The 23,265-nt window shown below is 42.5% G+C and carries 29 protein-coding genes and 3 tRNA genes; 9 read left to right on the top strand and 23 right to left on the bottom strand.

What is annotated here, in order from left to right:
- Positions 1-151 precede the first annotated feature (151 nt).
- Together FTD44_RS07985 and FTD44_RS07980 are read left to right on the top strand one after the other, a co-directional pair.
- Positions 152-1,039, top strand: a complete 888-nt coding sequence (locus FTD44_RS07985; RefSeq protein ID WP_222165956.1) for a helix-turn-helix domain-containing protein — start codon at positions 152-154, stop codon at positions 1,037-1,039.
- A gap of 88 nt (positions 1,040-1,127) precedes the next feature.
- Positions 1,128-1,562: a DUF983 domain-containing protein gene (locus tag FTD44_RS07980; protein ID WP_222165955.1), complete on the top strand. Its 435-nt coding sequence runs from the start codon at positions 1,128-1,130 to the stop codon at positions 1,560-1,562.
- 8 nt (positions 1,563-1,570) lie between these two features.
- On the opposite strand, the gene FTD44_RS07975 is transcribed toward FTD44_RS07980, so the two are convergent.
- Positions 1,571-2,035, bottom strand: coding sequence for a regulatory protein RecX (locus FTD44_RS07975; protein ID WP_246625372.1), 465 nt, complete (start codon positions 2,033-2,035; stop codon positions 1,571-1,573).
- A gap of 93 nt (positions 2,036-2,128) precedes the next feature.
- Between FTD44_RS07975 and ruvB the strand changes: the two genes are divergently transcribed.
- Entirely contained in the window at positions 2,129-3,157 is a 1,029-nt protein-coding gene (ruvB, locus tag FTD44_RS07970) for a Holliday junction branch migration DNA helicase RuvB (RefSeq protein ID WP_129020460.1), read from the top strand.
- Here the strand turns inward: ruvB and FTD44_RS07965 are convergent, their stop codons facing one another.
- The 3 genes from FTD44_RS07965 to FTD44_RS07955 all read right to left on the bottom strand — a co-directional run bounded on the left by FTD44_RS07965 (position 3,158) and on the right by FTD44_RS07955 (position 4,342).
- Positions 3,158-3,655, bottom strand: coding sequence for a carboxypeptidase-like regulatory domain-containing protein (locus FTD44_RS07965; protein ID WP_222165954.1), 498 nt, complete (start codon positions 3,653-3,655; stop codon positions 3,158-3,160).
- Positions 3,656-3,670: 15 nt separating this feature from the next.
- A complete protein-coding gene (locus FTD44_RS07960) occupies positions 3,671-3,814 on the bottom strand; it encodes a hypothetical protein (protein WP_222165953.1) in 144 nt (47 codons plus the stop codon).
- Positions 3,815-3,880: 66 nt separating this feature from the next.
- Positions 3,881-4,342 (bottom strand): hypothetical protein, encoded by a 462-nt coding sequence (locus FTD44_RS07955; protein WP_222165952.1) that lies wholly within the window; start codon positions 4,340-4,342, stop codon positions 3,881-3,883.
- A gap of 225 nt (positions 4,343-4,567) precedes the next feature.
- On the opposite strand from FTD44_RS07955, the gene FTD44_RS07950 reads away from it, so the two are divergent.
- Positions 4,568-4,649: transfer RNA gene (locus FTD44_RS07950), tRNA-Leu, on the top strand.
- A 73-nt stretch (positions 4,650-4,722) separates the two neighbouring features.
- Complete coding sequence (locus FTD44_RS07945; RefSeq protein WP_222165951.1) at positions 4,723-6,102, top strand: trigger factor; 1,380 nt, start codon at positions 4,723-4,725, stop codon at positions 6,100-6,102.
- A gap of 175 nt (positions 6,103-6,277) precedes the next feature.
- On the opposite strand, the gene FTD44_RS07940 is transcribed toward FTD44_RS07945, so the two are convergent.
- The 3 genes from FTD44_RS07940 to scpB all read right to left on the bottom strand — a co-directional run bounded on the left by FTD44_RS07940 (position 6,278) and on the right by scpB (position 8,516).
- The gene (locus FTD44_RS07940; RefSeq protein WP_222165950.1) at positions 6,278-6,913 is read right to left on the bottom strand and encodes a hypothetical protein; all 636 of its coding nucleotides are present in this window, start codon (positions 6,911-6,913) and stop codon (positions 6,278-6,280) included.
- A 74-nt stretch (positions 6,914-6,987) separates the two neighbouring features.
- A complete protein-coding gene (locus tag FTD44_RS07935) occupies positions 6,988-7,740 on the bottom strand; it encodes an MlaE family ABC transporter permease (RefSeq protein ID WP_222165949.1) in 753 nt (250 codons plus the stop codon).
- Positions 7,741-7,877: 137 nt separating this feature from the next.
- The gene (gene scpB, locus FTD44_RS07930) at positions 7,878-8,516 is read right to left on the bottom strand and encodes an SMC-Scp complex subunit ScpB (RefSeq protein ID WP_129020454.1); all 639 of its coding nucleotides are present in this window, start codon (positions 8,514-8,516) and stop codon (positions 7,878-7,880) included.
- A gap of 180 nt (positions 8,517-8,696) precedes the next feature.
- Here scpB and FTD44_RS07925 point away from each other — a divergent pair, with 180 nt between their 5' ends.
- The gene (locus FTD44_RS07925) at positions 8,697-9,170 is read left to right on the top strand and encodes a ribonuclease H-like YkuK family protein (RefSeq protein WP_129020453.1); all 474 of its coding nucleotides are present in this window, start codon (positions 8,697-8,699) and stop codon (positions 9,168-9,170) included.
- A 30-nt stretch (positions 9,171-9,200) separates the two neighbouring features.
- On the opposite strand, the gene FTD44_RS07920 is transcribed toward FTD44_RS07925, so the two are convergent.
- On the bottom strand, positions 9,201-9,836 hold the full coding sequence (locus FTD44_RS07920) for an MBL fold metallo-hydrolase (protein ID WP_222165948.1): 636 nt from the start codon (positions 9,834-9,836) through the stop codon (positions 9,201-9,203).
- 185 nt (positions 9,837-10,021) lie between these two features.
- Between FTD44_RS07920 and FTD44_RS07915 the strand changes: the two genes are divergently transcribed.
- From FTD44_RS07915 to FTD44_RS07905, 3 genes are all read left to right on the top strand, one after another.
- A tRNA-Lys gene (locus FTD44_RS07915) sits at positions 10,022-10,094 on the top strand.
- 39 nt (positions 10,095-10,133) lie between these two features.
- A tRNA-Lys gene (locus FTD44_RS07910) sits at positions 10,134-10,206 on the top strand.
- A gap of 218 nt (positions 10,207-10,424) precedes the next feature.
- Positions 10,425-11,834: a site-specific integrase gene (locus tag FTD44_RS07905; protein WP_222165947.1), complete on the top strand. Its 1,410-nt coding sequence runs from the start codon at positions 10,425-10,427 to the stop codon at positions 11,832-11,834.
- 308 nt (positions 11,835-12,142) lie between these two features.
- Here the strand turns inward: FTD44_RS07905 and FTD44_RS07900 are convergent, their stop codons facing one another.
- From FTD44_RS07900 to FTD44_RS07830, 15 genes are all read right to left on the bottom strand, one after another.
- Positions 12,143-12,490 (bottom strand): hypothetical protein, encoded by a 348-nt coding sequence (locus FTD44_RS07900; RefSeq protein ID WP_222165946.1) that lies wholly within the window; start codon positions 12,488-12,490, stop codon positions 12,143-12,145.
- 92 nt (positions 12,491-12,582) lie between these two features.
- A complete protein-coding gene (locus FTD44_RS07895) occupies positions 12,583-13,014 on the bottom strand; it encodes a hypothetical protein (protein ID WP_222165945.1) in 432 nt (143 codons plus the stop codon).
- On the bottom strand, positions 13,011-13,319 hold the full coding sequence (locus FTD44_RS07890; protein WP_222165944.1) for a hypothetical protein: 309 nt from the start codon (positions 13,317-13,319) through the stop codon (positions 13,011-13,013). The genes FTD44_RS07895 and FTD44_RS07890 overlap by 4 nt, the downstream gene beginning before the upstream one ends.
- Before the next feature lie 37 nt (positions 13,320-13,356).
- Positions 13,357-14,202 (bottom strand): DUF3560 domain-containing protein, encoded by an 846-nt coding sequence (locus tag FTD44_RS07885; protein ID WP_222165943.1) that lies wholly within the window; start codon positions 14,200-14,202, stop codon positions 13,357-13,359.
- A 47-nt stretch (positions 14,203-14,249) separates the two neighbouring features.
- Entirely contained in the window at positions 14,250-15,086 is an 837-nt protein-coding gene (locus FTD44_RS07880; protein WP_222165942.1) for a DNA adenine methylase, read from the bottom strand.
- Between the two features lie 31 nt (positions 15,087-15,117).
- On the bottom strand, positions 15,118-16,059 hold the full coding sequence (locus tag FTD44_RS07875) for a hypothetical protein (RefSeq protein ID WP_222165941.1): 942 nt from the start codon (positions 16,057-16,059) through the stop codon (positions 15,118-15,120).
- Between the two features lie 41 nt (positions 16,060-16,100).
- The gene (locus FTD44_RS07870) at positions 16,101-17,030 is read right to left on the bottom strand and encodes a hypothetical protein (protein ID WP_222165940.1); all 930 of its coding nucleotides are present in this window, start codon (positions 17,028-17,030) and stop codon (positions 16,101-16,103) included.
- A gap of 49 nt (positions 17,031-17,079) precedes the next feature.
- On the bottom strand, positions 17,080-17,874 hold the full coding sequence (locus FTD44_RS07865; protein WP_222165939.1) for a hypothetical protein: 795 nt from the start codon (positions 17,872-17,874) through the stop codon (positions 17,080-17,082).
- Between the two features lie 45 nt (positions 17,875-17,919).
- Positions 17,920-18,441: a hypothetical protein gene (locus tag FTD44_RS07860; RefSeq protein ID WP_222165938.1), complete on the bottom strand. Its 522-nt coding sequence runs from the start codon at positions 18,439-18,441 to the stop codon at positions 17,920-17,922.
- A 25-nt stretch (positions 18,442-18,466) separates the two neighbouring features.
- Positions 18,467-19,300: a conjugative transposon protein TraN gene (gene traN, locus FTD44_RS07855; RefSeq protein WP_222165937.1), complete on the bottom strand. Its 834-nt coding sequence runs from the start codon at positions 19,298-19,300 to the stop codon at positions 18,467-18,469.
- 13 nt (positions 19,301-19,313) lie between these two features.
- Complete coding sequence (traM, locus tag FTD44_RS07850; RefSeq protein WP_222165936.1) at positions 19,314-20,603, bottom strand: conjugative transposon protein TraM; 1,290 nt, start codon at positions 20,601-20,603, stop codon at positions 19,314-19,316.
- A 12-nt stretch (positions 20,604-20,615) separates the two neighbouring features.
- Positions 20,616-20,936, bottom strand: a complete 321-nt coding sequence (locus tag FTD44_RS07845) for a hypothetical protein (RefSeq protein WP_222165935.1) — start codon at positions 20,934-20,936, stop codon at positions 20,616-20,618.
- 2 nt (positions 20,937-20,938) lie between these two features.
- A complete protein-coding gene (gene traK, locus FTD44_RS07840; protein WP_246625371.1) occupies positions 20,939-21,559 on the bottom strand; it encodes a conjugative transposon protein TraK in 621 nt (206 codons plus the stop codon).
- Between the two features lie 39 nt (positions 21,560-21,598).
- A complete protein-coding gene (locus FTD44_RS07835) occupies positions 21,599-22,618 on the bottom strand; it encodes a conjugative transposon protein TraJ (RefSeq protein ID WP_222165934.1) in 1,020 nt (339 codons plus the stop codon).
- Positions 22,615-23,241, bottom strand: coding sequence for a TerB family tellurite resistance protein (locus FTD44_RS07830; protein WP_222165933.1), 627 nt, complete (start codon positions 23,239-23,241; stop codon positions 22,615-22,617). Before FTD44_RS07830 ends, FTD44_RS07835 begins: the two co-directional genes overlap by 4 nt.
- Positions 23,242-23,265: the final 24 nt, after the last annotated feature.

Below are 23,265 nucleotides of genomic sequence, written 5' to 3'. Positions count from 1 at the left end.
ATAAAATGGTACTGTACCTTGCAAAAAGAATGGTAATTTATCACGATGCTTTGCCTGGTATTATTCCTTGCCGCTCAGGTCACTAAAGCATTGTAGCGGACTATTGTCTCGGAGGAAGACTGTATATTTGTTACGGATTTTCTCAAACAGTATGGCGCAACATGTATACCCCAGTTTTGATATCTGTAACCTGAATACGGATAAGATACTGAAAGACCTGATCAGCATCGAGCCTTTCGGAGGATATGTAAGCCGCAATCCGCACCTGCAGGGCATTCATACCCACAGCTTCTATCACCTGACCTATTTCCGGAAAGGCAGCGGCCAGCACACTATAGATTTCCACACCTTTCCTGTGCGCAATGATTCCTTTTATATTATGAAACCCGGCCAGGTGCATAACTGGGAGTTCAGTGCAGAAGAGGCGGAAGGCATTGTAATTAACTTCTCTCCTTTATTTTTTGACACACTGAAACTTTCATCTGCACTGCTGGTACAATTGCCGGTCCTGGAAGATATACATTCCGGCACAATACCCTTTTCTGATGCAGATAAAGCTAAGGCCTGGTCTATACTGGAACAAATACTCCGGGAGAAACAGGAAGGAGGCAAACAAAGCGCACTATACATGGCTACACTGCTGCTGCAGTTCCTTATACTTGCCGGCAGACAAGTGCAGTCCACAGATCTGGCCAATGCCACAGAACATATACACTACGCGGCTTTCAGACAATTTGAGCAATTGACAGACCTGCACTACCGACAGAAAAAACTGCCGAAGGAATATGCCGAAATGATGTTTGTCAGCACTCATCAGCTCAATGTCATCAGCAAAAGCTTCAGCGGTGTACCTGCCGGCACTTATATCCGCAATAGATTACTGCTGGAGGCCAAGCGCCTGCTGGTGAATTTCGGTATGCATATCAATGAAATAGCCTTTGAGCTGGACTTCAGTGATGCCTCTAATTTCGGGAAGTTCTTTAAGAAATATACGGGAATGACACCGGAGCAATTCCGTAATGCCTATAAGCCGGAATAGGCTTCTCAATCATACCATACAAGCTACTGTTCGTACCATTAAAATTATCAGAAGGGTCGGAACTTTGCAGTATCAAATACCTGATATTATGCAAACCGTAACCGAATATAATACGACAGAACATAAACAAAGCCTGCTGCAGATCGTTCAATGTAAATGCCCAAATTGTGGCAAAGGAAGTCTATTTACCTACAGGAATCCATATAACCTGGCCCATACGCTGGATATGCCGGAACAATGCACCAAATGTGGCGTACAATTTGATGCCGAACCAGGATTTTTCTTTGGTACCGGTTATGTGAGCTATGGCTTATCTGTAGGATTGACCATATTTTCCTTTATCATCTCTTATCTGTTTTTCGGTCTTTCTTTTATGGGCAACAGTCTGTATTACTGGCTGGCGGCTACAGCGCTTTTACTGATCATTGTGCAACCGGTAATGATGCGACAATCCCGTTCTATATGGCTGTATTTTTTCCGTCATAAATTGTTTGTTCCGGAAGCGAAACAGAAAAAGGCCTAAGTACATGATTACTGGCTGTCAAATGCCTTCCAGGTATCCTGTACCAGATCCGACTCATACCCTTTTTGTAATAGGTGCTGGTATACTTTCTGCTTACGTATCCATTCGTTACGTTCGCCAGAAAGGGTGGCCAGCTTTTTTTGCATGAGCTCATGCAGGGTATGGGCATACTCAACCTCATCCAGCTGAGCCAGGGCTTTCCGGATACAATAATCCGATACCTTTTTCAGTTTCAGTTGTTGCTTTATACGTATGCGCCCCCATTTGTTCATACGAAACTTGCCGCGGGCATAGGCCTGTGCATACCGTTCCTCATTCAGAAAATCTTCTTCTATCAGTATACTGATGGCTTCTTCCAGATCTTCTCCATAACATTCCATGCCCAGCAATTTGCTCCGGACTTCGCTGTGACAACGATCCTGGTAAGCGCAATAATGCCTGATAGCGGCCATGGTTGCTTCTAATACTCCCAATGTTTTTTTAAGGTCAAAAATAACGCTTTTTAGCGAGGGTCCTGTAATTGCAAGAAGCGGTACAATCATTTTACTCCTTATCTTTGTACAGATATGGAACCTTCTAATGTACGCCCGAACAATAACCTGACTAATAAAGAACGTGAGTTCGAAAATACCATCAGACCGCAGTCTATAGAAGACTTCTCCGGCCAGCCTCAGCTGATCGAGAACCTGCGTATATTCATCAAGGCGGCCAATATGCGGGGCGAGGCATTGGACCATATCCTTTTTCACGGCCCTCCGGGCCTGGGAAAGACTACACTATCGCGCATTGTAGCCAATGAGCTGGGTGTGAATATTAAAGAAACCAGTGGTCCAGTACTGGAAAAGCCGGGTGACCTTGCAGGTATCCTGACCAATCTTGCGGAGAGGGATGTATTGTTTATTGATGAGATACACCGCCTCAGTGTAGTGGTAGAGGAGTATATGTATGCTGCAATGGAAGATTATAAGATCGATATCCTGATCGATAGCGGCCCGAACGCCCGTACTATTCAGATCGACTTATCGCCCTTCACTTTAGTGGGAGCAACGACCCGCTCGGGCTTACTGACAGCACCTTTGCTTTCGCGCTTCGGTATTAAATCAAGACTGGATTATTATTCTAAAGAGGTATTGCAGAATATCGTGATGCGCTCTGCTACACTATTGCATGTAAAGGTAACTTCTGATGCCGCTATTGAAATTGCCGGCCGTAGCCGTGGTACACCAAGGATTGCCAACGGACTACTGCGTCGTATGCGCGATTTCGCACAGGTGCTAGGAAATGGCATCATTGACCTGGGGGTTACAGAACATGGCCTGAAAGCATTGCAGGTTGATGCCAATGGTCTGGATGAAATGGATAACCGTATCCTGTCTACTATTATTGAGAAATTCAAAGGTGGTCCTGTAGGCATCAGCAATATTGCAACTGCTGTGGGCGAGGAAAGTGGTACTATTGAAGAAGTATATGAACCGTTCCTGATACAGGAGGGCTATATCATCCGTACTCCACGCGGGCGCGAGGTCACAGAGAAGGCATACAAACACCTGGGCCGCGAAGGATATAATAAGGGTGGGGTGGGAATGTTATTTTAGTTAGAAATATTTTGGTTTCCAGAACTGCCACCAATGGCGTTTTTTTGTAGCACAAACGCCACCGACCTGACTTCCAATTGACATATCATAGTACAAGGTAATCAGCAATTGATTTTGTTGATATTGCACCGGAGCTATTATTTTCTCTATCGGTTCATTACCAAAATATTTTACCACAATAGTAAATGTTTGCTGTTGTAGATTTAGAGGTATAGAAAGGGAGAATATGCCAAAATCATCTGAAAGCACCACCACGTCTATATCTTTTATCTGAATTACAGCACCGGGCAGCTCGTTTCCATCCTGATTTGTCACCCTTCCCATTAGATATTCTTTCGCACTATCAATTTTAGACATATCTGCCGGACTAATAGGCACTAATTCTATTTTGTTGGAATGCTTTTCTTGAGCGATCGCATTATTAGTTCCCAAAGCAAACAGCAGTCCCGCTGCAGATCTCCAGACCGCGGAAAACCAATTTGAACTAGGCGTGATCATCTTCAGATCTCTCTGCTACTTCGATGCCCGCATGCGTCCGCAAATAGCACCACTGCTTTGTTCCAGTACACGTACAATCTGGGCATCACTCATACTGCTGAAATCGACAACAGACTTCTGGCAGGATAAACAGAATTTCCCTTTTTCTTCGGGAAGCATAGCAGCCCAGTCTTCAGTGCAGGGGCTACTAATCTGTAATTGATAGGTACGGGGACATGTATAATACTAATAGCGCTCGATAAAGGCCTGGATAGGGGTAGTATAGTTATTTTCTTCGTGGGCCACCGTAATGACTTTGGTACAGGCGGTCTCACAGGTATTAGTACACAGCCAGACACCATTGGACAACTCGGGTGAGCAACCTGTAGTACAACCCAGGCAACTTGCCGAACCTTTGACCAGAGAACTATCGTTCAGGACAATACTATTACCCTCCCGGAATACCTGGGTGGCAATATTAAAACTGTAGTCCTTATTGGCTCCGATCAACAGATAGTAAGACTCTCCTGTCTGCAGATCTTCTTTGCCGATAATTTTAAAATTCTCTAACCGGGCATCCATTTTATTATGCTCCAGGATCATGCTCCAGTAGTTCTTTACCTTATCTATATTTCCTACTGCACATGTGTTATTCACGAAGGTTCCTACCGTCAGTGATTTCTGTTCGGAACATCCGCTTAACAGCATAAGGAGCACAATGCATATCCCCCAAAACGACTTAATATTCATTAAATAATTTATTGCTCTGTCCCTAAGATAAGGTATTTTTCGACACCGTGCACATTCACAGAATGGAAATATTACAATGTTTGGTATAGTGTCTCCGGAACAGATATATTTTTTCAGAAATTATGAGGAAATATGTATTTTGAATATAAAAAAACATTACCTTTGCCTCCCTTTTAAGAGGATGCGGATGTGGTGAAATTGGTAGACACGCTAGACTTAGGATCTAGTGCCGCGAGGCTTGGGGGTTCGAGTCCCTCCATCCGCACAACACGATGCTCCGCACCTGCGGAGCATTTTAGTTATTTTAAAAATTTGTATAAACTATAAAACTGAGCTCAATGGCAACGGTAACACGCGAACCAATAGCAAAATTACACGATAAACTGATCGTGACTATTAATAAAGAAGACTACTTACCTTCTTTCGAAAAGAACCTGAAGCAGTACGGCAAACAAGCTAACATCCCAGGATTCAGAAAAGGAAACGTTCCTGCTGGTATGGTTAAAAAAATGTTCGGCCAGTCTGTATTCACTGATGCAGTAATCCAACAAGCAAACGAGCAGTTACAACAATATTTAACTACTGAAAAACCTAGCATTTTTGCTCAACCATTACCTCTGGAAAACGCTGGTATGAACTTTGACATGAATGCTCCTCAGGATTTCGTATTCAATTTCGAAATCGGTCTGAAACCAGAGTTTGATGTAAAACCAATCAACGATAAGAAAGGTAACCTGAATAAGTTCCTGATCAACGTTGATGATAAAATGCTGGATGAAGAAGTAGAAAACATCCGTAAGCGTGCAGGTAAAGTTGAAAATCCGGAAACACTGGAAGAAGACAGCGACATCGTTTATGCTTCTTACCAGGCTACTGATAAAGATGGTAATGCCGCTGCTGATGCTGCTGTAATCGAAGATGTAGTTACTCTGGACAAAATGCCTAAGAAACTGCAGGAAATGCTGAAGGGTGCTGCAACCGGCACTACCTTTACATTCCAGCCATCTGCTGTTGCTGAAGGTGATGAACTGAAAGAATTACTGAAAGATGCTTTAAAGCAAGATGCAGAAAGCAAAGAAGCTGCTGATGCATACTATACCCTGACCCTGACTAAAGTTGGTCGTCTGGCTCCTCGTGAACTGGATGAAGCTTTCTTCGAAGAAGTATTCCCAGGTCAGGAAGTAAAAGATATCGAAGCTTTCAGAGCTCGTATCAAAGAAGAAATGGGTAAAGAGATCAACCGTATCGGTAGCGATCGTTTACAAAACGATATCTTCGAAACACTGGTTCACGGAACTGAGATCGAACTGCCTGTTGACTTCCTGAAAGCATGGTTACAAAAAGGTCAGGAGCAAGTTAAATCTGATGAAGAAGTTGCTAAAGAATGGCCTTCATTTGAACACCAACTGCGCTGGACTTTAATTTCTGACAAACTGATCAGCGAATACCAGATCAATGTAACCCTGGAAGAAGTTAAAGAAGAAATGAAAACCCGCGTACTGGCTTACTTCGGTAACACTGCTGCTGACGCTCCTTGGTTAGAAGAGTATGTTGACAAAATGGTGAACGATGAGAACACCCTGAACGAAACATACCGTCGACTGCTGATGGATAAATTGTTTGCAACAATCAGTGAGAAAATGGAAGTTAGCGAAAAAGCTATTTCCCTGGAAGAATTCCAGAACCTGCCTAGCGCACACGATGCTCACGCACACTAATCTTAATTGATTTATTATAGAAAAGCCCGGAATTGTTTCCTGGCTTTTTTTATTGACTGGAGCCAGGTACCCAAACAATACCTGGGCTTTACCCGGGAATGGAAGAGTTTGAATAAGGAACATAAATAAAGCAGGACCAAGGTCCTGCTTTATTTATGTAATCAAATGGTATTTCTTATTTGTTTTGAGCTGCATCCAGTAAGGATTTGGCTTTATTCAGGTCTTTTTCTCTTTCTGCAAGCTTAGACTGGTTATCGGCTATTTCCTTTTCCAGTTTCGTTTTCTGCTTGTTGAGGTCTTCTGCTTTTTTAGCATATTTATCATACTCCTTCTGGGCTGCTTCCAGGCCCTTGGTACCGGCAGCAACTGCAATACCTTTAGTATATTCACCCACTTTTACATTCAGTCCGGAAAGGAAATTTTTAATGCCTGCAGCAGCTTGTGCATCACTCTGGTTACTGATAAAATTATCGTAGCCTTTAGACACCAGCATCGTTACTTCACTCTTTCCTTTTCTACCCTCTACTTTATAATATACATCCAGCTTCTCTGTAGAAACTTCCGGCCAGGAAACGGCTTTAAACACCCGAAATCCTTTACTGCTGGCTGATTTTACGGTAAATGTATTTTTGAAATAATCTTCAACGGCGTTGGATACATCTCCTTTATCCGCATCCAGCGGCATAGTAAATGCAGCGGCATCGATGCTATTGTACTTTATAGTAGTTTCCTGCTGCGCAAAAGCATGGGTACTTGCAGCCGTCATCATGCCACCAAAACCTATACAGGCCAATAATACTTTCTTAAACATAAATATGATTTTATTACACAAAAATAACTGCAATTATTCTCTATGCAATTAAATAATATGTCAATAAGGTATTATTAACCATTGCTCAACATGAGCGCGGTAATACCATAGTCGGCCAGCAGGATAGTAATACAGCTCACCACCACTGATGTAGTGGAAGAGCGACCAATCTCCAGGGCACCACCTTCTACATGGTATCCATAATAGGCTGGTATCGTAGAAATGATAAAGGCAAATGTAAAAGACTTGGCTAATGCCACATACATATTGAAGGGAACAAAGTCTGTGGTTAGACCGTAATGGAACTGATCCGGCAATACGGTTCCGGTCATAGACCCTGCGGCATAACCACCAACCATGCTGATCACGATAGCCAGGATAATGAGGCAAGGCACCATAAATAAGGCTGCCACGATCTTCGGCATAATCAGGTAACTTTTGGTATTGATCCCCATGATCTCCAGGGCATCGATCTGCTCACTGATACGCATATTACCCAGCTCAGAAGCGATCTTAGAACCTACTACACCGGCCAGTACGACACAGATCATGGTAGGAGCTAATTCCAGGATGGTAGAGTCCCGCACGATCTGCGCGATCACATAGCGCGGAATGACAGGGCTTACCAGCTGATAGGCTGATTGCAGCGTCATTACGGCACCCAGGAAGGTAGAAATAATCAGCACAATAGGCAATGACCGAAAACCGATATCATTACACTGATGCATGAATTCTTTCCAATATACCTTACGGTTCTCCGGCTTACTCAGCATGCCCATAAGCATCAGTATAAACCGGCCTACATGTGACAGGAATTTAGTTAACATAGCAACAAAAGTAATTAAAGATTGTGGATTAAATACAAATTTTCCTGCCTGTGCGCAAACCTTAACGATGCTTGTATTCCGATATAAAAATGCCTGCAGTAAAGAATACTGCAGGCATTTACTTATTATTATTGTTCTTACTGTTCCATTGTTTTCAGCAGGCCGTCGTCGCCAATGGCCATTTGCTGTTCCTGCTCCGGAACGGCATCTGCAGCATCTGTAGGCAATACGATTTCCATATTAGCCACTTCTTTCAGCTTAGGCAACTCATGGGGAGAGTTTATGCCCAGGTAATCCATAAAATGCTTAGAGGTAGCATAAATCAGGGGTTTACCTATTGCCTCTTCATTGCGGCCGGCAATGATGATCAATTCTTTTTCCAGCAATTTCTGGATCGAATAATCGGCACTTACGCCCCGGATAAATTCTATTTCTGCTTTTGTCACCGGTTGCTTGTAGGCAATGATGGATAAGGTTTCCATTGCTGCTGCAGAAAGCTTCTTGATATACTTATCACCGTTCAGCTGCATGATTGTCTGGTGATATACAGACTTGGTCAGGAACTGATAACCGCCACCGGACGACACCAGGCCGAAAGGATAATGCGGCGTATCATACTTCTCACGGATGGTCTCCACTGCCAGGGCAATACGGTCACCGTGTATCTGTTCTTCAATAACATTAGAGATCAGCTCGATAAGCTCTACCTGAGTTATCGGTTGCTGACTGGAAAATATCAGGGCTTCCACATGTAATATCAACTGTTCTAGTTCCATATGTTAGAGATCATTTTGAATCCGGAATGAGTACCGAAAGTACTATATATAACAATATATTTATTTAAAAGTAATGCACAGGTGTGCGTAATTAAATTACACTTAACAACAATATAATACATTCACATTATATTTTTTGTTAATTTCAGGGAATGAATTTATATACACAACTTTTTAATTATGGAATGGAAACGTTTAAATGGTACCCGGCTCAAGAAGCCCATTACAGAAGTAGTTGAAGAAACTATCATCGCTGAGCATGCCCTCGGCAACCGTATTAAACTGTACATCGGCACAGACTCACAGGTGTTTGGCGGTACCACAGAATTCGCAACGGTTATTGTTTTTCTCCGTGAAAAAAAAGGCGGATTTATGTTTATCCACCGCCAGAGCGAAAAATGTACTTACCAGATCCGGGAGCGTATGCTGCTGGAGGTAACCCGAAGCATACAGATCGCTTATGAGCTCTGCGAGATCCTTACGGCGTATGATGTAGCGATGGAGGTCCATGCCGACATCAATACCGATCCTCATTTCAAAAGCAATGTAGCCTTGCATGAAGCTATGGGTTACATTATGGGAATGGGTTTTGCCTTTAAAGCCAAACCCGATGCCTTTGCCAGCACTTCCTGCGCAGACCGCATCATCCATTAAGGATAACTGAAATTACTTCTTCACCGCAGCCTATTGTAAAAATGGGTTGTGCAGTTTCTCTTCCCCAATTGTAGTGGATGCACCGTGTCCGCTCAGTACAATCGTCTCTTCAGGCAAATCCAGTAATTGTGTACGAATGCTGTTGATCAGGGTATCATGATCACCGCCCGGCAGGTCGCTGCGCCCTACACTGCGTTGAAACAATACGTCTCCGGCAATTACAAAATTATCTGCTTCGTTATAAAATACAACGCTACCCGGAGAGTGGCCCGGAGCCAGTCTTACCTCTACCGTATCTTCACCCAGTGTCATGGTACCGGTCTCGATAAAGAAGTCAGGAGTTGGAGACACCGGAAAATTAAATCCGAACATTACTGCAGTATTTGCAGCATTGCGTAAAATCGGCTCTTCCAGCTGATGTACGCCAAATGGTATATTATATCTTTGCTTTACACTGTCTACCGCGAAGATGTGATCAATATGCGCATGCGTATTGATGATCTGCTGCGGTACCAGTTGCTTTTCTGCTATAAATTGAAACACCTGCTGTTCTTCTTCCACACCGTACATACCCGGATCAATGATCCAGCATTGACGCTGATCGTTGTACAGGATATAGGTATTTTCCTGGAAGGGATTGCAGGTAAATTGTTTTATGTGTAACATGATAATTAAAGAATCTGTTTTGCGGATACAAAGAACGTAATTTTTCAGCACTTCTATATTGTAAAAGGGTCTTAAGAGATTTATTTTCAGAATTATTTAAATTTTTTTTGGTGAATTCGCTTTCTTTTTCATACCTTTGCATTCCATTTACGGAACGCCACAACGGCGGAAAGTGAATAAGGGCTGATTCCGTAGCTCAGTTGGTAGAGCAATACACTTTTAATGTATGGGCCCTGGGTTCGAGTCCCAGCGGGATCACAAGATGAAGGAAAACATCTCTAATAAATACCCCGGATTGATTCCGTAGCTCAGTTGGTAGAGCAATACACTTTTAATGTATGGGCCCTGGGTTCGAGTCCCAGCGGGATCACAAAAAGCGCACTAAGGTGCGCTTTTTTAGTTTAAATCCTATCTAAAACAGCGATTTTCAATAATTTCTAATTCATTTGAATACATCTAAATTCAATCTAAATGGTGGCTATTGTGGTGGCCATTTGATTAGTTTAAATTTGGCCACCACGAATTGTATTTGATTGTGACGATTGGCAAAAGGCTTAGCCTCGGTTAACCTTTAAAATGTGTAGAAAGATGAAAATCAAGCAAGATTTGGACTTGTTACCTATGGTCTTGAAAAGTAAACAGAGATCGAAAGGCAAGGCTCCCATTATTATTAGAATTACGCTGAACTGCGACAGCAATGAAGTATCTCTCTCCAGAACGGTATCCCCGGAAAACTGGCTTGTTAAAGAAAAGGAAGTAAGCAAATCTGAACCTGGATTCAAAGAAATCAATAAAAGGTTAACAGAAGCATTGGTTGATCTTCAAAGGATCTATGATCAATTATTTCTTACTTACGATTTTGTAACCCCTTTGATGATCAAAAGGGTATTTAAAGGACAAGAGCCTATTGAGAAGCCTACTCCTATTCCAGAAGAATTAATTGAAGAATTTACGCTGACAAAAGCCTTTGACGGCTATATTGAGGAATTCACAAAATTAGTAGCATCAAAAGAAAGATCGAAAGGAACCTTAAGGCAATGGAAATCTACAAGAAAAAAAGCAATTGAGTATTTAACATACAAATACCCCAAAAAAGAAATTAAGGATATCACTTTTCCTGAAATAGATGGTGAGTTTGCGATCAATATGTATAAATACTTTACAATACATCTTCCCAAACCGCTATCAGATGCAACTGCAAAAAAGCATATCAAAAAAATAAAGCAGATAATTAATATTGGCGTTACCAAGAAAATAATCCCAACAAACCCAATTGCTGGTTTTAAATGCGGTGGGGATACTAAAGATATTCCACCATTGGAATTGGAAGAAGTAATGAGAATTTACAATAAAGATTTTGGCTGTGACAGGCTAAACGAGGTAAGAGACTGTTTTATATTCCAGTGCTTTTCCGGATTCGCCTTTCAGGATATCTACGGGTTATCGCCAGAAAACATTATTTATGTTGGAATCGAAAAGGAACGGTGGCTTGCCAAGCATAGGGGTAAAACCGATGGCTATGAAATCGTCCCTATTCTGGACATAGTTGATGATCTTATTGACCGATACAAAAGCCATCCTAAATGCATCGTTAGAAATGCCCTAATGCCGGTTAATTCCAATACTATTTATAACGGATATCTAAAAGAAATTGCGGTAATTGTTGGAATCAATAGAAAACTAAACACACACCTCGCCCGCCACACATTTGCCGATTTTATGCTAAATCATGGCATGTCATTGGAAGAAGTGAGCAGAATGCTAGGTCATAAAGTAATCCGCACAACCGAAAGGTATTGTAAAGTAAGTAAAGGAAGAATTAAGAAAAGCTTTAATGAAAATGTAAGGCCTGAGCTTACAATACAAAAGTTGAAAGGAATAACTACCGAAATCATTAAAAACAAAAACGAACCTGCCACAATACCAACACCATTTGTACGGTATTCAATTCCAAGCAGTACAACGCCATGCAATTATAACTTTAATTATATAGGGTAAAATATATAAAAAGGAGCAGTTATGAAACTGCTCCTTCCTTATCCATTTACTTCAATTGGTTCCTTTATGGGGTAATCAGAATTTATTGCTTACTCTTCATTAAAATCTGTAAAGAAACCCTACTCCTCATTGATGAAACTAAACTAAAAATAATTCACAAGGACCACCCTCTCTCGTTACCAAGTGCTTAAGTGTGCATTGGATTAATTCCAATTAGAATCAACTTAGTCCTGCGATATCACCTGTAAAATTCTTTCTTTAAGGATTATTAGACAAGGGGATAAATACCCTAAAAATAACAGTATGATTTACCGTTTTCTTTTACCGTGGCGTTTAAACCCCTCCCTTATCTGATTAAATGACTTTGCATTCAATAGGCAAACCTGCCTGGTTACTCTGTTTTCCATTGCTTTTAATAACGCAACAGATTCTTTACCCTGACGGTAAAGATTCGCTATTTCTGTAATTTTATTAAAGTCAATATTAGGCAAATTCAGGTACCTGATGATATTTTGTATAATAGCAGATCGATCCTTCAGCATCCATAACTTACTTGTCGGTAAACTGGTTTTAAACCCATTAATTGATTGAACAACAGCAATATCTGTCAATGGGTCAAGTTCAACTATAGATCCAATCTCCACAACTACGCCCATTTTATTCTGCTGCGGATATACCTCCCAGGCAACTAGTTTCTTATAGAGGTTGTGATTCCGATCCAATTCCTTACTCCCTTCAAATCCCTATATCACTTTTTTATACCTGCATATTTTCTTAAATCACGCTTCATTTCATAGAGCTGATCCAAACGGGTTACTGCAAACTCCTCGGTCCTTAAATTTGAATAAGCCAGTTTTAGTGCAGCCAACTCTGCTCCTTGAATTACCAATGATACTATTTTGCGAAATGTATCAATCTCGTCTCTATATTTTTGAGCCCTAACCATACTTAAACTGTACAATAAAGCCTTTTTGGGATAAAGCGTTTCCAATGCATTGAACTGGTAGTAACCAGTATTTCCGCCTTCAAACTGAACTATTGCCTTATCCTGCTCCCAATCCGCTTCCAGGATAATACCGAAGGAACCTTTGTGTTCAGCAGGGTCGGTTGTTAAAGATAAAGGTACGCGCACGGGCCTTCCCAAAAACAATTCGCTTCTATGGACTTTCTTTTTCATCATATAATGGCCTCCTTCACAAATACCTTAACGCTATTAATCCCATATTTACGGATACTATCCTTTAAATCCATCCACAGTCTGATCTGAAAATCTGCTAACTCCAGTAATTCTTCCTTGGTTAATCCATGTGGATTATAGACCTCCGGAATCGCCTTATCATCTTTTTGTGACACAGAATAAGCAAATAGGTTCGGAGCATACCCTTCCCCTATTTCCAGACTTTTACTAATAGCTACGCTATTGCCCCATAATTTTAGGGTCTTACCGTTTTCAAACGATAAGACCTTCTTTTTCAGATCAGCCATAAACGCTTCCTTAAAAATTATTATACATTTGATATCACTATAACCCTTTGCCTTTCTTAATTTGCTTTTTGGGCGGCTTATCGACCTGGTAACCAGGATCGATTGCTACCATACAGTTGATATAATAATTCAACTTCTCGGTATGTTCCTCCAGTTTGGAGGTGTAGTGTGTCTTTTCCCGCTCACTGATCTGCCTTGGTTCTGCACCACGCGAAAACTTCCCTTCCAGATACCTGTTCAGCTGCCTGATGTCAGCTCTCTCTTCTTTTATTCGTTTTTCCAAATACCTGGGGTTTTTATATTTGTCTCCTGCCGCAGTTATTGCTGCCGTTTCTGCTTTATCTTTATAATACTGGGCTTTCTTCTCCTCTTCAACAGAGCGCCCCATTGTATTATGTATCCTTTCACGATATCTTCGGTCCCGGTGTTCACTATGATGGCCAATTAATATTGGTTGCCCCATAGGAATGGCTTTTCCCATTTCTGATGCTCGTTCATAGAGTTCATTAGACCGTTTTGTAGCCTGTTCCGCCCTTTTTTCCGATCGTTCGGCACGATTGGCGGCTCTTTCCTGTTGCCTGGCAATCTGCTCGGCAAAGGGTAAACGCGTTCCTTCTGCACCACGGCTATAAAAACCCAACTCAGATAATAACTGAATCAAGTATCCTGCATTTCCAGACTTCGCCTTAGATATCCAACAATCCTGTTTCCGGCTAAACAGACAGAAACGGGTGAAGATCTTCTTTTGATCTATTGGCAGCGCCTCATAAAATGCCTTTGAAGTATAAATATTGATCTTATCTGTTTCTTGATTCTTTATGTAGTAATTGCTGTTTTCCATATCTTCTCCATTTACAATTGTTTCAAATAAACCTATCTTCATCCAGGCATTTCAGTCTAGCAGTTAATCCTTTCCTGACCAATATTTGCCTATAGCTTATATTGCATAAATCCATTACCTTCGGACAGCGGGTAATTTGCTGTGAGGACTTCAACTTTCTTCTTTTGGTTACCACTCTTGGCATTGACACTTACCAGTATTTCCTTTTTCATGCTAAACCAACCATACTGCTGCGAAAACTCCTTTAGCAGATCAGATGGGTATGAAGAAAGTAGGAATTTACCTTTAATAGAGGAAAGCATTTCTAACAAGGCCTTAAAGTCTGCTTCCGTATAGCCCTTATAATGGCCCATATCACTTCCAATATACGGCGGGTCACAGTAAAAAAAGGCTTCGGGAAAATCTCTACTTTGAATTACATAAAGTGCATCGGCACATTCAACCTGAACCCGCTCCAGCCTTTTCATGAGCTCTTGTGTGAAAGCTTCTTTCTTAAAACTCAATCGACCGGCCTGCGATCCACTAGCCCGGTCATAGCCAAAGGGGCCATCCATCCTGGATGAAAACCCCATGGCACAGAGTACCCATACAGCCCAGGCCCTGCGCACTTCATCGAATAGGTCGGGATTATGATATACAATTGTAGCTTTATGATGAAGATCCCTGCTAGCCAGGCTAAGGTCAATTAAAGTATGAAGCGGTTCAAACTTCGTTTTAACAACCTCATAAAAATTCATAAGCTCTTTATTGCTATCATTGATTACTTCCACAACCGAAGGTTCTTTTAAAAAGAAAACGGCTCCCCCTCCGAAAAAAGGCTCTCCATATAACCGGTGCTCCGGTATTAAGGTTTCTATAAAAGGGGCCAATGTCTGCTTGCCTCCGTAATAAGTAAGCGGTGGTTTAATTCTTTTACGCTGTTCCATATTCACTATCCATTTCCTAAATTAAATGAGCTTACAGCCCTAATCCCTTTCGGTTAACCTTTTCCTTAACGATAAACTCTTTTAATGCCTGCTGATCCCTTTGTAGTAAGGCCAGATCTACCCTTTTGCCTGCCTTATCCAAAACGGCAATGGAGCCCGTCCGCGGATCTGCATAATAGGAACCACGGAAAGTATGCCCTGAAATGGTAAATCTGGATTCCAGGATTTTTCCGGCGCTTAAATGCATGATGACCTGGGCAATTGAGGTATTATTCTTTGGACTTGCAAAGGGTAATTTTGCCAGTTCTCCAGACAGATCAAAATCTGGTAGCTGCCGTACCGTATCCCCCTCCTTTATCAGCCAGCCAAGCTGATTGGGGTTATCATTCAAATACCTCGTCACCCCTCGTCCGGCCAACAGTCGAAAAGAATCATCTAGTCCCAAATCCTGCTCATTTCCGTTAAGATCTATAAATATTGAAGATTCATATTTTTTTCTTTTATCGTCAACCGTAAAATGCATAGTTATTGGTGTACCGGTCAGATATTTTAAGGATAGCAGGTCAGCAATATCGCATAGCTTCTGATTGTGGGTAGCATACAGTAAGCCAAGCTGTAAGATTGCCGAACGCGGATGGGAATCTTCACTCAGCACAAGCGGTGATAAATGTTGCCAATCAATTGAGGCAAACCTCTTTTCAATGTCCGCAGTATTTAATCCCGAAATTTCTATATGGTCAATTTCGCCAACATGTAATACAGTGGCCCGATACCCTGGAAGACAATACACCCCCAGGTTCTCCTTTTTTTCCACGGTGACCTCATAAAAGAAGGTATCTGTACCTTGTCTTTTAGTAGCTAGTATCGTAAAATCTTCACCCTTGCTGACCAGGTGATCTATTAAATCTTTTGGTATCAGCCCAGCTTCTGCAAGACACTTGGGTATCTGATCCAATTCTTTCTCTTCAATCATAATTGTATTGATTTATGTATTCCAATAATGAACACAGGTAACTACAATCCCTTCTTCCTACCCCTGTCCTTTTTGTTTAGTGGCTCTTGCGATTGCTGTTTAGGTTTATTGATGGAGGCGAGATCTACCTCCTGACCATCGGTATCATATATGGCAATCCTTGAATGCTGCCCATCCATTTCAATAAAGGCGTTCTTTGCGGTTCCATCCACAATCAATTCAACCGCCTCCCTCTGACCGCAAAGGAGCCTTTTTAAAATATCATTTGGTGGTAAGGCGGCGAAGGGCAATTGCTGCAGACAAAAAGAAACATTAAAGTCAGGATATCGTGTTAACAATCCGTTCTCCAGTTTTATAATATAATTCCGGGCAAATAAATCCGTATTAGAGAAATCAAACTGAACCAGGCTTCGTCCATGAAGCAAATTGTTTATCCTTAAAATATCAAGATCATTCAGGTCCCCATTCAAATCCATCACTACCGAAGTGATATAGTTTCCCCGGTTCGGAAATACCGCGACTTCCGATACCGGAGCTGCCTCCCAATACTTTAACATTAGCATCTCCATCACCTCCTGGGCATGACCACTCCCGTTTAGTTGCAGAAATTGAACATCGGTTATAATTGCCGATATTTTATCCTCCAATAACTCTTCCTTACTTACTTGCTTCCAATTGACTTCCGAAATCCTCTGTTCCAGCATCGCAGTATCCATTCCCTGGGAAACGGTATGCTCCAAAGTAGGAATACAAACCAGCTCTGCGCGAAACCCAATAACCTTATACGCATTATCTTCCCATTCAATCCTTACCTCTAAATTGATTATTTCATTTTCGAGTTCAACATTGCCTTTACAGACCACATCCTTATTGATCTCCCTATGAAGCATCATGGTATGGGTGTTTGCTCCGATCAGCCCCAACATGAGCAAATAGTCCAGTAATTCCTTTTTGTTCGCACTGTATATCATAAGATCCTTTTAAATCCACTACCTGTATTTAATCATTACAGTTGCAATCCTACATATGTGGTCTATTCCTGTTCTGGTTGCCCGGATTGCTCCTTACTTGCTGTCCCTTGCTGAAGGAGTTTTTTTTTTCGCCGGCCGGTGTCTGTTCGGTCTGCTGGGTAATTTCAGGTCGTTTCGTTAAGGAGATCGGCTCCATTTCGCTATCCAGCACATCTATCCGTCCGACTTTAGCATTGACGGTAAGAAAACAAGGTTCTGGCCCATTTCCATTATCATGTTCGACAGCAACCAGTATGCCATGCTTTAATGAAGTTGTCAGGATACTTTCCTTACCCTTGTATTGCTCCAGGATTGATGCCGGTAGTTTAGACACCTCAACTTCGAGGTTAAAAGGATGCTTTTGATAGTAATTATCATGATACAGGTTAAGGTTCAAAGTCCCATCCTCTTTCAGTGGCTCTTCCGTATGAACACTGATCCAGGCATTAAACGGCTTTCTTTCTTCATTTAATAAGCCTTCCTTATAGATTGCTACCTTGCTTCCATACTCCAGGACGCGTCCCATTTCTTCAGGGGCCATCTTCCAGGATTCCCGAAAGGATGCCTGGGAAAGGACTTCATCGCCGCTTACCAGGGCAGCATTGATCCGGTTAAAATAATATACCGGCTTTTCTGCATGCTTTTTAAACTGCAATTCAAAGTCCAGTCTATTGGGCTGCCCATCCGTATTCGTATAAAGTGAAAACTCAGTGACACCGCTGTTTATTTTTTCTGCAAGTTCTGCCTTAAGGTGCTCCCAGCCCCTTTCTGACAACTGCTGTTCCAAATATTCTATATTTTCCATATTCCTTATTGCTTTATTTATATTAAAAAATGAGTATTATTTATGCTAGACGGAATGTCCTTTTCCCTGCCCGTTTTCATAGCTATTTCTCTGTCCCAGATCCGGGCCGACTCTTGGCTTCTGTTCCATTCGTTTTTCAACGGCCGGCTTCTGGCTGGCTTGTTCTCCTTTAGTAAACAAACCCTCAAAACGCAGATTACTGCTGGCAAATGCCTCGCTATTATAATCATATGCCGTTCTCCTATTGAACATTTTAGCAAACGACAGCGCAAAAAAATTACGGATACGGTACAGCAAACGGCTGACAGGCTTTGGATAAAGGATCTTCCTGATCTTTGTACATTGAAAGCGCAACATCACCACTAGCGCCCGCTCGTCTTTAGAAAGCTCCAGATCATCCTTATACCGGTCATACAGGCGCTCATATGTTGCCAGCTTCATTTTTCGGAAATACTTATCTTTTAAAGATTCATCGCCAAAGGTGCTCTGAAACATAGCTTCCAGCCGGTTCCAATCCCCCAAATCGGTCAGTAATCTGTTGTCTGCTGTACTTAATCCGTAATCCATCTTCCCCTCCCCTTTATCGCGTTTTTTAATTCAGGGTCTTTGCCTGCAATAGTTTACCCTGGTCAAAGCGGCATTCCAGATTACGATCTCCACCTTGCTCCATAAATTCGGTTACGAAATACTTGTTTTCTGCTATCGTAAACTTGGGAAAGGCCACTATAATCGATTGTCCCTCCGGATCTTCTGGCTTACCACTACGCTGCACATAAACCGCTTTTACTTCAGTATCTTGCACTGCTGTACGCTTAGCTCTTTTCTTATCACGGATATAAAAGCGGGGTGTTGCGCCATCATAACGGATCTGGCTTCCATTTTTAATCTTATAATGCATCATCAGTACATCATCTTTTACAAAAATGCCCTCAAGTCTAAGGTCCATATCATATTTATCCTGCTTTACCTTCGAAATAAATGGGGCTATCCCGCGAATGGTGGCCGCTTTAAGTTCCAGCTCTTTACTGTTGAGCGAAATCCCCTCAAAGGTTACCGGAGAATGTGGATAAACTTTACCCATATCGATAAGATAGGTACTCGGGTTTTCGGCATAATTAACCGTAAAACCATAAACCTTTCCATCTGTAGTGACCACATGGAGGTTACTTTGTAAAAAATGCTGCTGTCCGGCCTTTACCTTCAGCATGTTTTCTACCCCCTCGGCTTTTTCCGCCTTCACGTAATGGTCCCCACGGTCTGCATCCTGAATCGCAGCAGGAAATATCAGCACCGTTGTTTTATGCCAGGTGATGTCCAGTGGATAGTCCGTAATAATTTCCTTAGCCTTAATCGGCTCTTTTTGTTGGGCTACCGATACAGAAACCGTACAAAAAAGGGCTATGGCCCATAATAAAAGCTGTTTCATTGTATTATTATTTTTATTGTTTATTAGATTGTTGATCATAGAGTAATACCGGATGTCCGGCTTTGACGGTCACCTTGGTCAGCTTTACCTTCTTTGAAAAAAGGCTCTTTGCTGCCTCTATACCTGCTCCTGCAGCCTGAGCCCCAATGGACGGATCCATTGACATAAACTGCATAGATTGTATGGCATTCTCAGAGCTTTCCTTAGCTACATCCCTGGAAATTGCTCCTGGAATCCGGATTCCCTCCACACCATCAAGGTCAAATACCGATAATCTGACCGGTAACAGGAAGTTTCCATAGCGAATGCCACTGATCGCAACAGATAGTCGTTCACCATTCAAAGTACAGGTACCCGTGATAAACTGGCCAGCGGGTATCATAATACCGTTGATATAAATATCTTCTGTAAGCCGCATCTTCATATTCGAGCCTGAAGTAATCGTCTGGCTTTCATGTATCACTGCCGGAATGGCGCTCATTTCTTTACTCTGCTCCATACTACCATTACCTACATGATAAAATCCATTTGTTTCTGAGCTGTTTTCCTTTTGGAAATCCGTTGCCTTTTGACTGGCTGCTGTTTCAGCCTCATTTTCATCGCGCTTCATGTAAGCAACTTCGTTACTCCTGGCTTGCCGGGTTACGGCATACACTACGCCTCGATTTTCCAGGGATGCAGCTCTTAGTTTTTCCCTTGAACGTTCCGGATTCTGGATATCCATAATTTTTTCGAGCATGCCATCTAAAACCTGGAGCTCCTGATCTGGCTCAGCAGGTCCTGCCATCTGCCCCATCATTTGTTCCAGTCGCCCGACAGATCCATCACTAGCCCCATAAAGATTGCTGTTATACTGTTGGCTAAAATCGGTGGCGCTCATATTATTTTGCATGCTCATAATCCGCTCCAGCTCTTCAAGACGCTGACGAACCTTTTGTTCATTGGGATCACCATATCCCTGACCGCCAAATCCAACTGGTCCGTAAGCCCCATATGGAGAGTCCATACTAAATACTCCTGTTGAATCTGGCCCAAGGACAAGCTTACCTGAATCAATGCCCTGCTGTCCTGCGGAGTCAAGGGCGGATTTACCGTACAGGCTCATCTTATCGAGGGTACCGCTCTCCAGCTGCGCTCCGGGCAGTTCCTTGTTGATGCCCTCATGAGCGGCTACTTCTTGATCTGTTGTGCCCTTTCCACCACCAAGCTTCCAGAATGCCATGGTAATAAAAGGCAGTACCAACAGGGGAAGTACCAAAAGGAACTTCTTTCTCTTTACTAGTTGTGCTGTTTGTTGCTCCATTTTCTTTTGTTTTTAATTGTTCTTTTCAATTTGTACACTGTCCAAATGCTTATGCTTTATTGAAGGGTATGGATTTACCCTGATCATATTATTTCTACCTGTGACATGGCTACTACTACCCAATGCTCTGATGAGCAGGTGGCCATATGCGATCACCCCTATGGTAACCAGGGTAAAGAAAACAGCCTTCACCAAGGCTTTACTACCCGTCTGTACCCAAAGGGATAAGCGACGGCTGATGCTTATCTGGGCCCTAACGATATAGCCCGCAATCCATTCGGCGATTTTATCTTTGACGCTGTTTCTGCTATCCGTTTTTTGCTCCCTTTTCATGACTACCGTTTCTGGGAGTTGATATCCCTGTTATCGATAATATGCCAGCGTTCGATAAGAAACCCATGGGGATTATTATCTGACCGGCTCACGTTACGCAGATAGCCTTCGGTGATCAGACTGCGATTAACCAGTGCTGTGGGGCGTATGATCTGCTGCTGTCCATAAAACCGGAAGCGATAGGGGTGCTCCTGCAGGTCCAGAGCAATACTATCCGTCGTAATTTTCTGGCTGATGTTTCCGCTGATAATGCTGGAATAGAAATTACCCTCTTTCAGATCTTCATATTGTTTCCGAGCCGTTCCATCAGCCAGGTACAAGGCCCTACCTATATTTTGTTCAATAACTTTATCGTCCGGGTCCAGCGTAAAAAAGTAATGATGGAACATCCTGATATGGTCTTTTGCCTCTACCGGAATATTATCCTTTCGATCTGCCGAAAAAGCTTCCAGTGCTTTACCATTAGCCAGCAGATAAATGCGTTCCTGTGTCCGGCTAACGAATTTGTAACTCTCAAAGACCGCAAAACAGCAGGTGGCCATACAGGCGGCAATAACTACAAAGGTGAACAGGCGCACATGCCTGAAGGCTGTTTCAATATTATTAAAGTGCTTAAACATCATTTCTCCTCTTTTTCATTCTTCTCTACAATACACTTGCTTTTATACGATCACCTTTGCGGCCAAAGCTGCCCCCTGATGCACTTTGTCGTTTATCTTACCCAACAGGGAGTCATTGCCCCCACCCTGGACGATATAGCCTGCTACCGTAGGCACTGTAGTATATCCTACAATGGCTATAACCATAAAGATGATATAGGCTGTTGAGCTCAAAAAATCACCGTCCAGCACCATCATGTTCTCGAGAATTTTCGAGCAGATCGCACCAAAGACATTAGCGACCGGTAGCCAGAGGTAGACATGGATATAGCGGGCAAACCAATTACTGAGCGAGGATTGAAAACCGTCAAAAACACTAAGCCCCATTACAATAGGTCCCAATATGGCCAGAATCAGCAGGTAAAACGTGCGGATAACGTTAATACATAAACTGGCCGCTGAGTATAAGATATGGGCAATTTCACTGACAAATGTCTTTACCATTCGGGTGATCATACTAAAGCTAAAGGCACTCTGTAGTCCTGAGAAGAAGCCCCCGCCCTGTGATGAGATATTATCAGGCTGTTCATATTTTTCTGTTTCCGGCAGACCGTTTGGATAGATCACATCCTGAGGGGTTTCCTTCACCTGCTCCTCCCGGTGCCGTATATGTTCCTGTATCGCTTTATGTGATTCGGAAGCCATTTCCCTGGTTCCGGTTTCCAAGGGCTGCAATACCCCATTCATCAGCCCGATAACATCCTGGTAAAAAAGCAGTGCAAGCCCTATGGCAAATGGCCTGAGCAACGGAAAAAAATCGATACTTTCGGCATTAGCCATATTTTTCCATACCCTGACTGAAATATACCAGAGTGCAGCAAAGCCGGCTATTGCCCTGCCTATATCAACCAGCTTTCCCGATAAGGGTAGCATCTGGTTAAATAACTGCTCCAGTACACTATTAAAACTATAAAGACTATCTCCTATGGCCTGGCCATAACTTATATGAGGAACAAATAGGCTGGTAATTACCATAAAGGCTGCCCTAATAATCCATTTACCCTTGTATAGTGTATGTTTCATTTCCCGTACATTTTCTTAATTAACACCTGTTCACTTTGCGCTTTTGCCCGGTTATGATCCAGGGCGGTTGCCTGCTTATTAAATCTCCGCAGGAAGACCAGCTTTCCGCCCATATCTTCATAAAGCCTGTCTATGGACCTTAACCGTTCCTCGTCACTCATCCTGAGCTTACTTGCCGTAAGGATCATGGCCAGCTCTTCCAAATTATCGACACTCTGATCAAAGAGGTTTTTATATACCTGCTGCAGGTACCTGATCTCTTCGGGTCGGAAGCGACCACCAGCTGTAAGCCTCTGATAAGCAGATTTATATTCTGAAAGGATTGCCGACTGCAAACGGATAATTTCGGCGACTTTCCGGTAACGGGCAATTTCCGGGTTCACTTTAAGCAGGCCGTCCAGAAACGTTTTATGCAGATCGAAATTCCCCTGCGATATGTTCTTAATCGCATTATAGCCCTTATAGGTCACCTGGTAACCCTTTTTCATATCAGAGAGGATCTGTTTAAACTGGGCCAGTTTCTCCACGTTCAGCAGCAACTGTTGCACCTCCGCCGATTGGGCGGAAACAAGGTGTAGCTGCAGGCAGCAAACCCCTATCAGTAGTAAAAGCAATCTTTTCATCTTCTTTCCTTTTATTCATCTATA

Source organism: Edaphocola aurantiacus, assembly GCF_019797745.1.
Taxonomy (GTDB): Bacteria; Bacteroidota; Bacteroidia; order Chitinophagales; family Chitinophagaceae; genus Edaphocola; species Edaphocola aurantiacus.
Note: the sequence above shows the minus strand (reverse complement) of the source record. Positions and strands in the feature narration are given on the sequence as shown.

Coding starts and splice junctions, on each gene's coding strand:
- traK (WP_246625371.1), bottom strand. CDS start 21,559: ATGATGTTTAAGCACTTTAATAATATTGAAACAGCCTTCAGGCATGTG.
- FTD44_RS07830 (WP_222165933.1), bottom strand. CDS start 23,241: ATGAAAAGATTGCTTTTACTACTGATAGGGGTTTGCTGCCTGCAGCTA.
- ruvB (WP_129020460.1), top strand. CDS start 2,129: ATGGAACCTTCTAATGTACGCCCGAACAATAACCTGACTAATAAAGAA.
- FTD44_RS07870 (WP_222165940.1), bottom strand. CDS start 17,030: ATGATATACAGTGCGAACAAAAAGGAATTACTGGACTATTTGCTCATG.
- FTD44_RS07965 (WP_222165954.1), bottom strand. CDS start 3,655: ATGATCACGCCTAGTTCAAATTGGTTTTCCGCGGTCTGGAGATCTGCA.
- FTD44_RS07835 (WP_222165934.1), bottom strand. CDS start 22,618: ATGAAACATACACTATACAAGGGTAAATGGATTATTAGGGCAGCCTTT.
- FTD44_RS07955 (WP_222165952.1), bottom strand. CDS start 4,342: ATGCTGTTAAGCGGATGTTCCGAACAGAAATCACTGACGGTAGGAACC.
- FTD44_RS07935 (WP_222165949.1), bottom strand. CDS start 7,740: ATGTTAACTAAATTCCTGTCACATGTAGGCCGGTTTATACTGATGCTT.
- FTD44_RS07880 (WP_222165942.1), bottom strand. CDS start 15,086: ATGGAACAGCGTAAAAGAATTAAACCACCGCTTACTTATTACGGAGGC.
- traM (WP_222165936.1), bottom strand. CDS start 20,603: ATGGAGCAACAAACAGCACAACTAGTAAAGAGAAAGAAGTTCCTTTTG.
- scpB (WP_129020454.1), bottom strand. CDS start 8,516: ATGGAACTAGAACAGTTGATATTACATGTGGAAGCCCTGATATTTTCC.
- traN (WP_222165937.1), bottom strand. CDS start 19,300: ATGAAACAGCTTTTATTATGGGCCATAGCCCTTTTTTGTACGGTTTCT.
- FTD44_RS07895 (WP_222165945.1), bottom strand. CDS start 13,014: ATGATGAAAAAGAAAGTCCATAGAAGCGAATTGTTTTTGGGAAGGCCC.
- FTD44_RS07960 (WP_222165953.1), bottom strand. CDS start 3,814: ATGCTTCCCGAAGAAAAAGGGAAATTCTGTTTATCCTGCCAGAAGTCT.
- FTD44_RS07890 (WP_222165944.1), bottom strand. CDS start 13,319: ATGGCTGATCTGAAAAAGAAGGTCTTATCGTTTGAAAACGGTAAGACC.
- FTD44_RS07905 (WP_222165947.1), top strand. CDS start 10,425: ATGAAAATCAAGCAAGATTTGGACTTGTTACCTATGGTCTTGAAAAGT.
- FTD44_RS07980 (WP_222165955.1), top strand. CDS start 1,128: ATGCAAACCGTAACCGAATATAATACGACAGAACATAAACAAAGCCTG.
- FTD44_RS07925 (WP_129020453.1), top strand. CDS start 8,697: ATGGAATGGAAACGTTTAAATGGTACCCGGCTCAAGAAGCCCATTACA.
- FTD44_RS07900 (WP_222165946.1), bottom strand. CDS start 12,490: ATGGGCGTAGTTGTGGAGATTGGATCTATAGTTGAACTTGACCCATTG.
- FTD44_RS07945 (WP_222165951.1), top strand. CDS start 4,723: ATGGCAACGGTAACACGCGAACCAATAGCAAAATTACACGATAAACTG.
- FTD44_RS07920 (WP_222165948.1), bottom strand. CDS start 9,836: ATGTTACACATAAAACAATTTACCTGCAATCCCTTCCAGGAAAATACC.
- FTD44_RS07865 (WP_222165939.1), bottom strand. CDS start 17,874: ATGGAAAATATAGAATATTTGGAACAGCAGTTGTCAGAAAGGGGCTGG.
- FTD44_RS07875 (WP_222165941.1), bottom strand. CDS start 16,059: ATGATTGAAGAGAAAGAATTGGATCAGATACCCAAGTGTCTTGCAGAA.
- FTD44_RS07940 (WP_222165950.1), bottom strand. CDS start 6,913: ATGTTTAAGAAAGTATTATTGGCCTGTATAGGTTTTGGTGGCATGATG.
- FTD44_RS07860 (WP_222165938.1), bottom strand. CDS start 18,441: ATGGATTACGGATTAAGTACAGCAGACAACAGATTACTGACCGATTTG.
- FTD44_RS07885 (WP_222165943.1), bottom strand. CDS start 14,202: ATGAAGATAGGTTTATTTGAAACAATTGTAAATGGAGAAGATATGGAA.
- FTD44_RS07985 (WP_222165956.1), top strand. CDS start 152: ATGGCGCAACATGTATACCCCAGTTTTGATATCTGTAACCTGAATACG.
- FTD44_RS07845 (WP_222165935.1), bottom strand. CDS start 20,936: ATGAAAAGGGAGCAAAAAACGGATAGCAGAAACAGCGTCAAAGATAAA.